16 protein-coding genes are annotated in these 15,157 nt (G+C 55.2%); all 16 read right to left on the bottom strand.

Going from position 1 to position 15,157, the window contains the following annotated elements:
- Positions 1 to 3: 3 nt before the first annotated feature.
- The 16 genes from fliQ to FJ695_RS16930 all read right to left on the bottom strand — a co-directional run bounded on the left by fliQ (position 4) and on the right by FJ695_RS16930 (position 15,154).
- Positions 4 to 270, bottom strand: coding sequence for a flagellar biosynthesis protein FliQ (gene fliQ, locus FJ695_RS17005; protein ID WP_141186556.1), 267 nt, complete (start codon positions 268 to 270; stop codon positions 4 to 6).
- Between the two features lie 15 nt (positions 271 to 285).
- The gene (gene flgD, locus FJ695_RS17000) at positions 286 to 681 is read right to left on the bottom strand and encodes a flagellar hook assembly protein FlgD (RefSeq protein WP_141186555.1); all 396 of its coding nucleotides are present in this window, start codon (positions 679 to 681) and stop codon (positions 286 to 288) included.
- A gap of 12 nt (positions 682 to 693) precedes the next feature.
- A complete protein-coding gene (gene flbT, locus FJ695_RS16995; protein WP_141186554.1) occupies positions 694 to 1,161 on the bottom strand; it encodes a flagellar biosynthesis repressor FlbT in 468 nt (155 codons plus the stop codon).
- A 4-nt stretch (positions 1,162 to 1,165) separates the two neighbouring features.
- Entirely contained in the window at positions 1,166 to 1,516 is a 351-nt protein-coding gene (flaF, locus tag FJ695_RS16990; RefSeq protein ID WP_141186553.1) for a flagellar biosynthesis regulator FlaF, read from the bottom strand.
- Between the two features lie 48 nt (positions 1,517 to 1,564).
- A complete protein-coding gene (locus tag FJ695_RS16985) occupies positions 1,565 to 2,611 on the bottom strand; it encodes a flagellar hook-associated family protein (RefSeq protein ID WP_141186552.1) in 1,047 nt (348 codons plus the stop codon).
- Positions 2,612 to 2,616: 5 nt separating this feature from the next.
- A complete protein-coding gene (gene flgK / locus FJ695_RS16980; RefSeq protein WP_141186551.1) occupies positions 2,617 to 4,107 on the bottom strand; it encodes a flagellar hook-associated protein FlgK in 1,491 nt (496 codons plus the stop codon).
- Between the two features lie 35 nt (positions 4,108 to 4,142).
- Positions 4,143 to 5,426, bottom strand: a complete 1,284-nt coding sequence (locus FJ695_RS16975; protein ID WP_141186550.1) for a flagellar hook protein FlgE — start codon at positions 5,424 to 5,426, stop codon at positions 4,143 to 4,145.
- 169 nt (positions 5,427 to 5,595) lie between these two features.
- The gene (locus FJ695_RS16970; protein WP_209010694.1) at positions 5,596 to 6,174 is read right to left on the bottom strand and encodes a transglycosylase SLT domain-containing protein; all 579 of its coding nucleotides are present in this window, start codon (positions 6,172 to 6,174) and stop codon (positions 5,596 to 5,598) included.
- Entirely contained in the window at positions 6,128 to 7,453 is a 1,326-nt protein-coding gene (locus FJ695_RS16965; protein WP_141186549.1) for a flagellar hook-length control protein FliK, read from the bottom strand. The genes FJ695_RS16970 and FJ695_RS16965 overlap by 47 nt, the downstream gene beginning before the upstream one ends.
- On the bottom strand, positions 7,450 to 8,682 hold the full coding sequence (locus tag FJ695_RS16960; protein WP_209010693.1) for a hypothetical protein: 1,233 nt from the start codon (positions 8,680 to 8,682) through the stop codon (positions 7,450 to 7,452). The genes FJ695_RS16965 and FJ695_RS16960 overlap by 4 nt, the downstream gene beginning before the upstream one ends.
- A complete protein-coding gene (locus FJ695_RS16955; protein WP_209010692.1) occupies positions 8,679 to 10,115 on the bottom strand; it encodes a MotB family protein in 1,437 nt (478 codons plus the stop codon). Before FJ695_RS16955 ends, FJ695_RS16960 begins: the two co-directional genes overlap by 4 nt.
- Positions 10,115 to 10,756, bottom strand: a complete 642-nt coding sequence (locus FJ695_RS16950) for a hypothetical protein (protein WP_141186548.1) — start codon at positions 10,754 to 10,756, stop codon at positions 10,115 to 10,117. Before FJ695_RS16950 ends, FJ695_RS16955 begins: the two co-directional genes overlap by 1 nt.
- A complete protein-coding gene (gene fliF, locus FJ695_RS16945; protein ID WP_141186547.1) occupies positions 10,756 to 12,402 on the bottom strand; it encodes a flagellar basal-body MS-ring/collar protein FliF in 1,647 nt (548 codons plus the stop codon). The genes FJ695_RS16950 and fliF overlap by 1 nt, the downstream gene beginning before the upstream one ends.
- Before the next feature lie 154 nt (positions 12,403 to 12,556).
- Positions 12,557 to 13,492, bottom strand: coding sequence for a flagellin (locus FJ695_RS16940; RefSeq protein ID WP_141186546.1), 936 nt, complete (start codon positions 13,490 to 13,492; stop codon positions 12,557 to 12,559).
- A gap of 412 nt (positions 13,493 to 13,904) precedes the next feature.
- Entirely contained in the window at positions 13,905 to 14,660 is a 756-nt protein-coding gene (fliP, locus tag FJ695_RS16935) for a flagellar type III secretion system pore protein FliP (protein WP_209010691.1), read from the bottom strand.
- Positions 14,657 to 15,154 carry a flagellar basal body-associated FliL family protein gene (locus tag FJ695_RS16930; protein WP_141186545.1) on the bottom strand — a complete coding sequence of 166 codons (498 nt, stop codon included), beginning with the start codon at positions 15,152 to 15,154 and terminating at the stop codon, positions 14,657 to 14,659. The genes fliP and FJ695_RS16930 overlap by 4 nt, the downstream gene beginning before the upstream one ends.
- Positions 15,155 to 15,157 lie beyond the last annotated feature (3 nt).

The following is a 15,157-nucleotide window of genomic DNA, read 5'->3' as shown; positions in this document are numbered from 1 at the left end:
GGGTCAGAACCCGTTTTCGATCCGGCTGTAAATCAATCCGGTCAACGTATAGATGTGACCGCCGATAAAAGGTCCAGCCACAACAATCATCACCAGGATCGCGACGATTTTCGGGATGAACGTCAAGGTGATTTCCTGAACCTGGGTCAGGGCCTGCAGGAGGGCGATCCCAATCCCGACCACCATCGCGGGGACAATTGCCGGCGCGGACCCAATCAGGATTGTCCAGATTGCAGAGCGCACCAGATCCAGGGCATCAACTTCATTCATATTGCGCGTCGACCTTCAAGAAATGGAAACGCCCGGTCCAAGCAAAATGCCCTGACCATTGTCCAAGCCGAGAAGTGTACCGTCAGAATAGACTTCCACCCGCTCCACCACACCAGTGATGCCATTGGGATCCGTGACCGTCCTGCCAATCAGGTCGTCCACCTGTCCAAACGACATGTTGGTCAGCATGGTTTCCAGCTTCTGATTGGTTTGGATGGTTTGTTCGACTTGAGAGAAACTGGCGAGCTGTGACAGCTGCTCAGATGCATCCATCGGGTTGGTCGGGTCCTGGTTCTGCATCTGCGCCATCATCAGCTGCAAGAAAGCGTTGTAATCTACCGTCAACTGTTGTTGAGCGGCAGAGGCTGTACCTTGTTTGTTTTCTGCAGCCACCGGATTTACGCTGGTCATACCTGTTACTCCTTAAACCACCGCCAACTGCGGTCCCTGGTGCACCACTTCCCTGCCCCGCAGAGGTGGTGAGTTATCGTCCTCCTGCCGGGCCCGATGATCGGCTGCCATAAGACGCGCTTCGATTGGATAGAGACCACGAACGATCTTCATGGCCTCAAACCAGCGGTCGTTTTGGGCAAGGTCCTCGACGTTCCCAAGCTGCTCCAGGACTTCCGGGCTCGAAAAAGCACCGGATACAGATGCCATCACCAGATGGAACATGTCTTTGGCGGCTGGCGCTGACACCGGATCCATGATCATCGTCTGCAAAATGAAATAGAGCTGCTTTAACGGTGTTGTGGCCTGTTCGGGCTGCAGAACGTGAGATTCCAACAGGAACACAGCATCATTCAGCAGTTCTAAACTGGTCTTGCGCTCAGCGCGGATCACCGCACCGTTGATAAACAGACGTTCACCCGACTTCAGTGCAATTTTCATGGTCTTACCCCGCCAAACTGTCCCGGATGATGGAATTGATTTCGATGATGTCGGCGAAGTCGTCTTTCTCCCACTGCCGCAGGGCTTCGGCTTCCTTCAACACCCAGATTCCTACGGAGATCAGGTTGGCCCGCATCTCATCGGGCAGCTGATTGGCATCATCCGCCAGGTGCTCCATGAAGTACCCCCATACTCTGCGGGTATAGAACAGCGCATCGATAGCCTCTGCGGACCGAACGCCTTTCTCCTGCGCATTTGCCAACTTTCCGATGACGATAGACATCGCCTCGTGCTCATTCAGCCGTTCGTCGGCGCAAAGGTCTTCGATCACCTCGGCGTAAGACAGATTATACATGGCCCCTCTCTGGTGCTCAGTTGAAGTTCTTGGTGCCTGGTCAGTCAGTTAGATGTAATTCAGGAGGCTCATCCCCTGCATCTTGGACGTAACGGCATAAGTGGTTTCGAGCTGGGTGAGCGCGGTGTTGAGACGCACGGAAGTTTCTTCCAGATTGACCGTCTCCAGGTCATTGACGCGGACATTCAAGATGTCGGTCTGAACCGTTAACCGTTCGCTCGCCAGATGAACTTGTTGCTGAACCGTGCCCAGCTTGCCCATTTCGGAAGTCAATTTGCCAATAGCGGAGCCGAGTTTTTCGGTTGCCGTATCGATCACAACTTTGAACGCATCTTGGCCTAGATCTGCGTTTCCAAGATCCGACATCATTGTATAAACCTGCGCCAACTCGCGGAAGGCCTCTTCATTGGCACTGACGGACGAAGACACAGACTCATTTGCAGCAATCCGGCTGGTCGTCGGCGTGTCAGATGCGGACGACCAGGTTGTGCCCCAAGCCGGGTCCTGGAACATTGTCTCGAAGTTACCGGTCAAATAGGCCGACATAGCTGCTGGTGTGATCGTGGCAACGTTCGGATCACTTTGCGTAAATCCGAACTCAGCGAGAAATGCCGCGTCCGCAGCAACTTTGTTGGCTGATGCCGGGTCCGCATAATCAGCAATGGGCTGCTGGCCTGTATTGATACCGGCAAATAGATAGCTGCCATTCAGCTGTGTGTTCAGCCGCGATGTTAACAATCCCAAATTGCCCGTAGCATCCGTATCGAGGATGTCGGCGCTGGCGGGATTTTGCTGCAAGGCGACCAATGACGCCAAGAAATCCTGAGCATCAGTCAGCATGTCACTCATTGCAGCCTGGCTTGCATCAAGCCGCGATGCGGTAAGTGCATTGGTATCAATGATCCCGTGTAGAAAATGGAACTCTGACCGCAGTGCTACGCTTTCGCCGGTCTTCGTTCCCAGGTCCAAACCAACATCGAACTTGCGCCCCGAGGACAGTTCAACACTCAGCTTATTCACCAGGTTGGACTGGCTCATGATGTTCCGCCTTGAGGAATCGGCAAGCGAGAACGTTGATATGAAGGTCGTTTTCATGGCTGTTACCTCGCAGCGGCCAAGAGATCATCAAGCATGGAGTCAACGGCAGTGATCAGCCTGGATGCAGCTGCATAGGCCCGTTCGATTTCAAGAAGCAGGGTCAGCTCCTCATCGATGTTGACGCCTTTGGTGTTGTTCAGATTTTCTGCTGTCCGGCCGACAATCACCGATTGGATTTCGACGTTGCTCGTCATCGTCTTGCGGCCGCTTTCAACCCAGCTCACCGATGACGCGGCAAAGCCCAAGAGACTTGCATCCGGGTCAAGTCCAACCGCCGGGTCAAAGGTCCGGTCGCTGTCCAATGCACCAACCAATTCTTGAAGCCGGTCTGAATAACCAGCGGCATTTGTAGGGTTGTAGTCGTAGTTTGGGTCGAGCGGATCGGACAGACCGCCATCTCGGATACGGTCCAGGCTGCCGCCTTGGTCCGGGTCCGCGTTGGGGTTCACGATGATATCGGACGCAAGGCCAACCGACAGTGTGGCTGTTGCTGGTACAGCTGGAGCCCCGGACCAAGTAAACAGGCCCGCCTGATCCGGATTACCGCCCAGGCTTTGGTCACTTTCGGCAAAGGCTTCAATCAAACCGCGGGCGACTTCATCCAACTGGTTTTGATAAGACACGGCAGTCGTGTCCCGAAGCTCTGCCAGCCCATGCAAACGCCCGGATGAGATCGGCATGATGGCCCCCGGCCCCGCGACAGGAACCCCATCGACGATTACCGAATTTCCCACCGTTGTAGCGTTATAGACTGTCGTCGGCGCAAACGTGACCGACCGAGCTGTCGTCTCAAATAGCGTCACACCGCTGTCGGTATAGACAACAACATCGCCGTTGGCCCGGTCCAGCGTTGTAATCCCGATTTCTTCGGACAGCGACAAGAGAACCTGATCCCGGCTGTCGAGTGCATCGGTGACATCGGCTCCAGATTGTGTACCCTTGACGATGACGGAATTGAGATCTTCAAGCTTACCAAGCAGCGTGTTGATATCCTTGACGGATGTCGCCATGTCGGCGTCGGCGTTTGCCCGTACGTCCTGAACGAGAGCGGAACTGGATTTCAGGCTTTCCGCCATATTCTTGGCGGTCTGCAAGGTCTCCTGCGCCATAACGATATTGTTCGGATCAGAAGCATAATTTTGCAAAGACAGTTGCAGTTCTCCCAGCCTGGCTGCCGGTGACATTTCAAGACCGGTATCGCCCACCGTTTCGGCTAGCCGCCCCAAACCGGTGAGGATTGCTTGTTGAGAGGAGCCGGTCGAGGTTGAGGCCAGCAACGAAGAATAGAGCGCGCTGTCCGCCAGCCTCGAAACTCCGTTGACCCGCAAACCGCCGGCTTGGCCGGAGTCTGTATAGGCCGTGCTGAGCATTACGGATTTGCGCGAATATCCAGGATCCTGGGCGCCCGTGATATTGCGGGCGACCACTGCGGATTCTGTCTGGCGGGCAGCCAGCGCGGACTGAGCCACCTGCAGGGCGACGGACAAACTCATGACTTAATACTTTCGGGTTTCATCACGGAAAAACATCAGCGAACCAGGTTCACCAGTTCCTGCATCAGATCGGAACCAGCCTTAAACACCTGGGAATTGGCCGTGTAGGTTCGTTGGGATTCGATCATCGACGTCAGTTCACCCGCCAGATCGACATTGGATCCTTCGAGTGCACCAACTTCCAGATTGCCCATTCCACCATCTCCGGGGAAACCGACCCGAACATCACCGGAGTCGATCGATGGCCGGTAAATATTTCCAGACACCGGATCGAGCTTGTCCGGGCTCGGGACATCGGCCAGCGGGATCTTGTAGATCGCACGGCGGTCACCGTTCGTGTAGATGGAGTACAAGGTGCCGTCTTCGCCAAATTCCACCTTCTCGACAGAGCTCGGAACATTGCCGTCCGCATCCACTTTTGTGACGGTAAAATTTGCATCCGTGTAGGTGGAATTGGTGAGATCAACATCGAAGGTACCGCCATTCGGCACAGTGATGTTGACCGCTGTAGTGGCCCCAGTCCGCTGACCGGTCGTGGTGTCGAAATGGATCGTACTTGTGCCGATGTTGCCGGCACCATATGGGAACCCACCAGACGTTGGATCCCTGTCAGCGGCGTTATAAACCGTGACCTCCCAATCGGTTGTCGGCGGTGTGTCTGTTGTCTTGGTGTAATAGACATCCAGCGTCAGCTCGTTGCCGAGGTTGTCGTAAACCACCAAAGATGTCTTGTGAGAATATTCGGCAGTGGCCGCGTTCGCGGACGGCAGATTGGCCGCTGCAACAATGGCGGAATCTTCATCGACATTGACATGGAGGGTCGCCGTACTGGTCGGCGTTGCTTCCAGCTGGTTCTGCGTGATGTTCACCGGCTCCAGACCACCCAGACCATTGGCTACAACGGACGGTGCCGCGCCGTTTGTGATTGGGTAGCCTTGCAGGTACATGCCGGCCGTGTTGACCAAATAACCGTTGCCATCCGGGACAAAAGATCCGGCGCGTGTCAGCCCCTGGGAGGCTGCGGCCCCAGTCCCATCAGACACGATAAAAAAACCGTTTCCGTCAACCGCAAGATCCAGCTTCGAGGTCGTGAAGCTCATGGACCCCTGATCGGAGATGGCATATTTGGTATGCGCTTGAACGCCACCGGAATTATAAGTGCCCGCCCCTTGAGACAAGACCATGGACGAGAACTCGGTCTCGGCCCGTTTGTAGCCGGTCGTACTCGAGTTTTGGATGTTGTCGGCCACAGCGGCAAGCTTGCTCGATTGCGCGTTCATGCCGGACACACCGCTGCGCATAATACCTGAAAGACCCATGGATTATCTCCAGTTTCAAAATCAACTGGAGCCAGTCAAACCGATCTAACTTGCGTGAAGCTGTTCGCCAGCGGAATTTTTCGCAATAATTACAATAACTTATTTAGCTAAAATTTTAACTATCGGGACCAAAATCAAACCCGGAAGCTGCCGGACCAACAGGTGTTCGTCAGGCGCCGCAGAACGCCTTGGACTGCGTGGTCCAATTGCCGAACCCGGAGGCCACCATGTTGCGGATCACCGTGCAGACATAACGCTTTTGCGCCGGGTTGTTGTTCGGTCCTGCGTGATAGCGGGCAACCGCCATGGTCCAGGAGCCCTGACGGCCGCGCAGTTCTTTCAAGAAACGGGCCGCGTATTGCACGTTCGCCTTGGGTTCCAGCATATGCTCCACGGAGTTGAACTGATCACCATGATAGTGGTGATTGATCTGCATACAGCCAATATCAATCAGTTTCTTGCCACGTTTGCGGGCAGCCTCAATATCGCTTTTGGCAGCTTGCAGGCTGGGCGGAAAAACGGATTTTCCCTCAATGTTCAGGGCGTGAGGATAGAGCGAATTGCGCCGTCCGGTTTCCGTCAAACCAACTGCATATAAAATGCCGAGCGGTACCCGGTATTTCTGGGCAGCGGCCACCATTTCACGCTCGCAAACATTTTGGTCCTCCGCGACCGCAGGTACGGTAAGCGCGCCATAAGCGCTACAGATAGATGCCGTCAGACAGGTTGCTGCCCACGCTATCTTCATCACCTTGCTCCATTGCCGGTTCATATCCGGAAGTGTCACTGTGATCGTCCTGGCCACTTGTTTGTCCGCCGCGACCGCCGGCACTGTTTCCGGATGCACTCTCGTTTTGATTGTCACCAAAGGCACCGCCATTTGTACCTTGTTGAGCTTGTGCGGAGCTGTTGTTAGACAAGGTCGTAGACATTGCTCCGCCGCGGTCATCGGCAGCCTGAATAGTGATCGTATCGGCCTTGAACCCAGTGGTCCGGAGCATCTGGTCGAGCAACTGCCGGTCCTGCTTTAAAAGTTCTGCCGTTTGTGCCTTGCTGGTGGCAAGAGTAACTTCGACGTTGTCCCCGACCATCTGCAAAGACACCTTCACTGTGCCGAGTTCATGCGGGGTCAGCTGAATGTCGAGCGTTTTTAAGACAGGACCTTCGGCTTTGGCAGTCACCCCGCCTTGCAGACGCCCCATTTCGGACGGCATATCTTTCAAGGCTGTTGCGATCTGCTCACCAATCTGTTGCGCCGGAGACAAACGCAGGTTCGGCGCAAAATGGGTTTCCTGACGGAGAACCTTGACTGTCCCGGCCGCCTCTTCGGGCAAAGCATTCCTGGCAGCCCGTAGACCTGTTTCACTAACCTGCTCAGGCTCGATACCGAACTGGGCGAACAAGGAAGATGTTCCGGTTTTGGCCGCACCCTCCCCCGCTGCAGTTTCACTAACGGCGGAACCTATTGGAAACGCGGGGCCATTTTGCTGAGCAGCTCCTTGTTGAGCTGCTATTGGTCCGGCTGGTGCCTGGTTTTGGCTCCCTTGCAATCTTGCCGCCAACACAGTTCCCAGAGGAAGCGCTCCGGACAAACCGGTCGGCAATTGCGGTCTGGCATCCACGCTCTCTGAGCCTGCGCCAGCAGTGCCGGTAGCAACTTCACCGTCTGCAGATCTCCCCATAACGGTTTGCGAAACCGTCCGGATGGCGTCAGCTAGATTGGTGACCGGATAAGATGCTCCTGGTGAAGCCGAACCCACATTCTTTGGGCTGTTATTGGAGGTAGAACCGTCGGAGAAGTCACCCTGCGCGGAACCGTCTTCCGAATTCGGATGATTATCGGTGGATTTTACAGCTGGGCCGTCCTTCGATTTGGAGGCTTCTCCATCACGCAGACTTGTCATCATGGACTGAAACTTTTCAGCCGCATCCTTGGGGTCGTTTTGCCCGCCCTCACCGGACTTGCCATCAACCGCCAGAGACCCATTCTGCGCAAATCGCACAAGCGCTTGTGTGTTCACACTCATCTTTGTTCTCCTGCAAGGGCAAGCATCGTTTCCGTCCGCCTCAGCAGAAGCTCGGCAAGCTCCATATCACTTGTCAGCCAGTCCCGTTTTGCAGGCTCTTTCAAGCTGCCGCCGGAATTGAAATCACCAATGAAGTTGTCCGGTGGGTCCGGGAAATGGCGGATGGAGTTGAGCACAGTATAAACGGCATATAGAAAATCGAGGTCTTCCGCCGCGAGAGAAGATTTATCGATCGACCAGAGCAGCTCCCGGTTCGACTGAACCGTTTCCGGCTCAAGCCGTGTTGCGACCTGGTAGATTTTCAGGATCTCGTGTTCCGCAGTTCCCGGGATCGCCAGGATCCGGGCCTGTTCCGTCGCTTTGGCTGCCACTTGTAAGTTGCCGCCCAGAAGCGCCGACCGTGCCAGCCGCAAATAAAGGCCCCGGCGGCTGTCTTCCTCAAATTCCTCCAAAACCCCATAAAGCAGTTCAAACTTGTCGGTGTTTTCAATGAAGCCGAGCGTATCGAGCGCTATTGCGAACCTGCGCCGGAAATCACCAACGTAGACCGAGCCGCTATAGCGGCGAAGGTACCGGATCGATAAAGTGCGGAACCGTTCAATATCGCCGACCAGACCGGCGACAAGAACTTCTCGCCTCAAAGCAGCTTCCTCCACCAAGGTTCCGGGCATCAAGAGGCTCGCAATCTGGAGAAGTTCCATGGCTTTCAGCGGATCGGCTTGGATATAGGGAACAGCTTTCACCAGTGCGATATGACCTCCCAGGCTTGCGGGTAGATCGAGCGGGTCGACGTTGACCAGAAGCTTGAGCATCTCCTGCTCCCGCCCCTCCACATACGCCAAAGACGCTTCCATCAAATTGTGATCGATCGCGGGCAGAGGATCCAGCTTGAGCAAGTGCCGCATGACAGAGGGATTGCCACCACTGAGCAAATGGATGATTGCTGCGCGGGCATTGCGCGGATCCTGCCAAACAGTTCCGGGCATTGCCAAAAACTCTTCGTCCATCTTCATCAGCAAAGCACGCTGTGCCGAGGCTGCAGTGTTGTTTCCCGAAGCAATCTGCTCCTGTGCGGACTGTAGGACCCGCACCATCTTGAAGGGGGCGTCAAGGCTATGACTGCCTTTTGTTTCCTGTGCAAATACTGGTGCACCCATCAATAAAGTCGCACCCAAGATTATCGCACGCGCCATAAAAAGCGATCGAACTGCGGACTTGCCCGTGATCATTCCGCGCCCTCCTCAAAAAGATAAATCTCAACCCGCCGATTGGATGCAGAAAACGGATCGTCTTCTACTTTCAAGTGACGGTCAGCAGCCCCTTCAATCCGGATAAATCGGTCTTTGCCGACCCCGCCCCGGTTGAGCATATAAAGCGCCATGTGCGCGCGGGCCGAGGACAAGCGCCAGTTGTCGTAGCTCTTGCTCTTAAACGGGCGCGCATCCGTATGCCCTGTAATGACGATCTGTCCTTCGGAGTCGGCAATCACCTTGCCCAGGCGCTCCAGCAGTTTCACCAGTTCCGGGCGCGGCTCTGCAGATCCAATGGCAAACATGCCGAAGTTCTGATCGTCCGTCAGGCTGATTAGGGCACCATTATCCTGACGGCTTACCGTGATTTGAGCGGCCGTGTTTTCAAGGAGCGTCCCTTCAGCAGATTTCAGAACTTGGCTCAGATCCGCCACCAAACGGGCTGCGGTGGCCTCCTCAGCTGCACCGGCGTTGAGACTTGTGGCCTCAGAATCCTTTAACTGGAAATTCGTGGTCTCGTCCACGGGCTTACCAGAGACATGGGCGACCAGTGGATCAACTTGCGGAGTTGCCGTGTTGTCCGAAGTGTTTCGGGTGCCTGTTTTTGTATAGCTTGTCTGGTCCGTAACGTGACTGGTTTTTTCCGCCTTCGATGTGCCGTCCTTGCCAAACGGCGCTGCCCAGGCTTTGTCCCCATCTTGCTGAACATCGCTTGGCCCGGAACCTCCTCCGGTCCCCGTGTCTGAAGGCAAACCTTTGGTGACTGTTGCAGCTCCATCGACACCACGGCCAGGCCGAAACTGCCAGAATTGCGGATCGAACGGATCCCGGTACGCTTCGCCGCCAAGAGCGCCTTGCTGCTTTTGCAGGCCTGACCCAATGCCGTCTGGATTGGCTTCACCCGATTTTGCCACCTGGATTTTTTGAGAGAGCGTATCGAGAACGGCGTAGGGATCCGTGAACAGGATTGATTCTGCGTGTGTTTGGGTAAACTGCCCCTCAGCAGCCGGAGCCCCGCCCTGCTCCCGGATTTCATCAGCTTCAACCGCCGTGTTTCCTTTGTTTTCACCTTCCCCGAATTTCGGACTTTCTTCGGCTCTCTCATCCGAACCGCCCAATTTTCCAGTAAAAAGTTTGGTTCCGTTTTCGTTGGTATCGCCGTTGACGATCGGATCGTTCAGTCCCTTACGGTTGGGCGCTGTCGAGGCGAGTTTGACTGGATTAAAATACTGGGCGACGCCGCGGCGCACGCTTTCATCCGTCACATTGATCAGCCACATAACCAGAAAGAAGGCCATCAAAGCGGTCATGAAATCCGCATAGGCGATTTTCCAGACACCGTGGGGTTGATGATCTTCTTCCCAAGCGTTGCGGCGCCGGACAATGACAATTTCATTCGGCAGGCTATCCATCAGTCTTTTCCTTCCGCCTGCAGGCTCTCCAACTGTCCCAACCAATCGCCTAGGCGGGTTTCGATCGTGGTTTCGTCAAACACTGCTTGCAGCTCAACCTGGTCGGCGGTTTCAACAGAGATCCGGTCTTTCATGTCTGGAAGTTGTTGCAGGACTTGAGCAACGAGTGTTTCAGGACCGCGCAGACGGATGGTTGTCCCTCCGGGGACTTCCGACAATTGGCGGAGCCGGCCTGCAAAGGACTCAACAAGCTGATCGGCCACTTTTTGTTTCAGGAACGGCATCAGGAGCTTGGAGAGTGAATAGGATAGCCGCTGTTCAGTAATTTGAAGAAAGCCCTCGATCGCGGCACTGATGTTTGCAGCCTCACGCATTTCAAACCGAAGACGTTCTTCGTCGAGCTGTTTGGCGTGAACCTCACGTTCCTGTTCAAGGAGCGCCTTGTAGTGCGCCCGGGTGCGGCTATCCCCTTCGGTCAAGCCGCGCTCATAGTTCGCCAGCCGGAGATCTTCCTCGCTTGCCGGAGCTACGGCGTTGTTTGCCGGCTCAATAACGTCAGCCAGGACGCCATCCAGGTTTTCGAAAGATTTGAAAGTCGGTGTTGATAGAACCGGAATGTGCGCTGCTGCGGATGCTGTCATCAGGTACGCTCCGTGTCATAGAGCCACTGGCGCAGGATTGCGGCAGATTGCTCTTCGTTGAATTCCAAGAGAGATTCCAGTTTCTTCAGCGCGGATTGGTTGCGCTTGCTGTTGAGGTCTTGAAGAAGATCTGAGTGATCCGGCGGCACGAGGAACCCCTGTTCGCCCTCGGCCAACTCGGCAGGCGCCTCAGCGCCATCCGGCAGCAACCCGATTTCAGCCATTTCGGCCTGTTCACTGGTCACTTGCGGAACCAGGGCGGCCACAGCCGGTCGCAGGCCAAACCAAATCACCAGCATGGATACAGTCAGAATGGCCAAGGCATTGACGATGTTACCGGACTGACGCAGCAGGTATTCGGTTACGCCAATCGGCGGGATCGGTTCAAGATCACGGCCGCCATCGACAAAGTCGACCACAGACACTTTTACGAGATCGCCCCGGTCGGGTGTTACCCCAGCGGATGACGCCACCAGCGCTTCGATTTCCCGGACTTGTTCTTCAATTTGTGACTGTGTCGGGGACCCGCCCAGGGAGTCTGACAGACGGGTTTTGTCGACCAGGACAGCGATTGACAGCCGGTCAACCCGATAGCCGTCCTGAGAGGTTTCGATCCGTTTGGACGAAATCTCGTAATTGACGGTTTCTTCCCGCCGTTCTGTTTCTTCCAATGAGCGTTCCCCGCCGTCAGCCGTGACATTTTCTTCCGGCAGGTTCTGTTCGGCAGTTACCGGTTCAGTCGTGCTGGAATTCTCTGCGTTTTCATTTTCGCGGATGGTCCGCACGGATCGCTCGATCCGCGAATCCGGGTCAAAGATCGTCTCGGCAATCCGCTTTCGGTCGGTGTTCAGTTCGGAAGCAACGCTGACCTGGAAGTTGTCGAGGCCCAGATACGGTGTCAGGGTCTTGCGGATGTTTTCCTGAATGCGATTGTTCACCGCCATTTCAAGGCTGGCCATCTGACCGGCAGACGCTTTGGTCGGGTCTTTCCCGGCTGCCAGGATGCCACCCGATGTATCCAGAACTGTTACTTTGGCCGCTTCCATGCCGGGGACACCGGCGGCAACAAGATGGCGGATGGCATCAGCGGTACGGACATCATCGGGAATATCGGAACGGATTACAACGGACGCCGACGGCGGTTGCTTGTCACGGCGGAACGATCCTTTTTCCGGCAGAACGATGTGGACACGCGCTGCCCGGATGCCTTTCATCAGCTGGATGGTGCGGGCAAGTTCGCCCTCGAGCGCTCTGACCCTCGTGACTTCCTGCATGAAGGATGTCAGGCCGAGGGACCCGAGATCATCAAACAGCTCATAACCGGAGTTGGCACCCCGCGGCAGGCCTTTTTCGGCGAGAAGCATTCGTGCCTTGGCTGTCTGGCCATGACGGACCAAAACTGCATCTCCGGCGGAATTGACATCAAACGGGATGCCAGCATCACGCAAGGCGGACCCAATCCGGGACACATCTTCGCCCGAAAGTCCGGTGTAGAGCGGCGTCGTTTCCGGCCGGCTCAGATAAAAGGCCCCAGCGCCGACGGTGGCGATGGTGGCAAGGCCGATCAAGGCAAGCGCGATCAAACGGCGCATGCCCAATTCCATCAAGTTGGCCCAAAGTTTTTCGGCGTGTTCACGGCCCGGCATGCATAACCCCTTCATGCACGTTCGTCTCAAGTTCCTGGCACTATCGGCAGTGGAGCTTGTGCGAGCCTGTCATGCCTTGATCGAACAAGTTGATTTCAAAACGAAAAAGGCCGCGCCCATTGGGCGCGGCCTCTCATCCGGTAATCGGTGAAGATTAGCGGAACAGGGACAGAATGTTCTGAGAACCCTGGTTGGCGATGGACAGAGCCTGAATGCCGAGCTGCTGCTGGGTCTGCAGAGCCTGAAGGCGGGTGGACTCTTTGTTCATGTCAGCGTCAACAAGCTGACCGACACCACGATCAATCGCGTCAGTCAATTTGGAGACAAAGTCTTTCTGAAGATCAACACGGGACTTGATCGAACCGAGGGACGTCGCAGCATCCGTGATTTGACCGAGCGCTGCGTCAACACCAGCAATCACCGTATCCAGACCGGCAAGGTCTGCATCGGTAACAGCAGAGATGTCAAAGTCAGCGATACCGGCACCGGTAATGTTGGTTAGAGCCGCAAAACCGCGGTCCTGATCCAGAATGCCGGATTGGTCAGCAGCATCGTACAATTCAGTACCACCAGCAGCAGATGTAATATCGACTGAAATGGTCTGAACGGTGATGGTGCCGCCTGCACGGCTGAACGAAGACACGATGTCCTTCGTTGCTGAGTAGCCAGCTGCACTGGAGTCAACGGACAGCCAGTTTTCGCCGTTGAAGACAGCCGAGTCTGCTGTCGACTTAAGCTGGTTCTGCAGCTGTGAGATGTCAGACTGGATCTTGCCGCGGTCAACACCTGGTGTTTTGGCAGCAACAACTTTCGCCTTAATCTCGTTCATCACGTCCACGGTGCTGTTCATAGCCGTATACATGACGTCCACAGTCGCTGCGCCGAGCCCGAGAGCATCGGAAACAGCAGACAAGGCCATATTATCAGACCGCATGGTGGTTGCGATTGACCAATAAGCGGCGTTGTCTTCAGCACCCGCCACACGGAAACCGGTGGAAATCCGGTTTTGCGTAGTCGCAAGGTTTTTGTTTGTGGAAGTCAGGGTCTGCAATGCAGTCATCGCAGAAGCGTTGGTCATCAAACTAGACATGATATGTCCCTTTCAGTGTTACAGTAGGTACTGGTACTTGGATTGGGACATTCCGGAGTTTCACCGGGACGGCGGGGCAGCGTCATGCTTTTGAGCCCTTCAAGGTCAGTGAGGCTCAACCCGTCGTGTGATTTAGAGACTAGACATCAAAACTTGCGCGAAGCTTACGTGATTTCTTTCAAGTTGAAGTTTTTCGTTCTTTTGAGGAAAACGCCATTTTTTTGCAGGTTGCTTCACGTATTTTCTTTCCAGTGCGATCATTCAAACAACGCACATTCAAGCAGCCAATCCTGCTCAGAAACAAAAATGCCCTGTATCAGCAACCCAAGATATCTTTATCGCGCGCGATAATATCACACAAAAAAGGCGGAGCCATTGGCTCCGCCTTTGTCTCTTCAATCCGGATTAAGTGTCAGAAGAACGACCGCACCAGGCTGCCGACCAAAAGATTCCAGCCGTCGATCAGGACGAAGAACAAAGCCTTGAACGGCAGGGAGATCACGGTTGGCGGCAGCATCATCATGCCCATCGACATGGTGATGGTGGCAACGATCATGTCGATCACCAGAAACGGAAGCGCGATCAGAAACCCTATCTCAAAGCCGCGGCGCAGCTCGGAAATCATGAATGCTGGTACAAGGACCCGAAGTTCGACTTCTTCTGCCGATTCAGCCGGCTCTTCCGTCACCCGGCCGGCCGCCAGATCATCAAACAGCACGAGATCCTGTTCGCGCACCTGGCTGAGCATGAAATCGCGAAATGGTTCTGTGATCCGCCCGTAAGCTTCCTGTTCGCTGATCTCGTTGTTCATCAAGGGCTGCACACCGTCTTCCCAGGCTTTGTCGAAGGTCGGCGCCATGACATAAAACGTCATGAACAGCGCTAGGGAGATCAGGATCAGATTGCCCGGCGTTGTCTGAAGACCAATTCCAGAGCGCAAGAAGGAAAAGGCGATCACAAAACGGATGAAACTTGTGACCATGATAAGAATGCCGGGCGCCAGCGACAGCACCGTCAGCAGCATCACCATCTGGATGATGCGGCCGGACGCACTTCCCTCGCCTTCGGGCAGCAGCGCGGAGAGATCGGGCACTTGGGCCAAGGCGCCGCTGGACATGCCGATAGGCAGGACCAAGAGCGCGGCGGCTGTTACAAACAATCGGATCATTGAATTACCACAGACTCCAAAATGACTTCCCGAACTTGGCCTTTGCTGCGCACTTTGGCGCGTTCATTGAGGTCTTCCCGCAAGTGCTGAAGCCCGACGCTGCCTTCCAGGTGTGCCATCGTCAGCGTCCGCAAATAACTCATGAAATCGTCTTCGATGCGCTTGCGCAAAACCGCGACATCGCCATCTAGATCATCCTCAAGCAGGAGCGAGGCTTGCAGGCGGATCCAGGCTTTGTTTGGAACTGCCAGATTGGTGACCAACGGCTCCAACCGCTGTAACCGCGTAGATGGTGCAAATGGCAAAGTCTGGCTGAACGCCTGAGCCTCGCGGATCCGGCCATGCACAGCGGTTTCTGTCATGTCAGAGACGAATTTCGCCAGACCGGCCCCAGCTCCAGCGCCAACCAACCCGATCAAGATCAAGGCAGCAAGGAAGCTGGACCGGCCGCTTTCTGTTTCTGCAAAGCTGTATGGAACAACACTGTTGGTCATAGT

Source organism: Labrenzia sp. PHM005 (assembly GCF_006517275.1).
Classification (GTDB): Bacteria; Pseudomonadota; Alphaproteobacteria; order Rhizobiales; family Stappiaceae; genus Roseibium.
The sequence above is the reverse complement of the archived record's forward strand: the minus strand, read 5'-3'. Positions and strand labels throughout refer to the sequence as shown.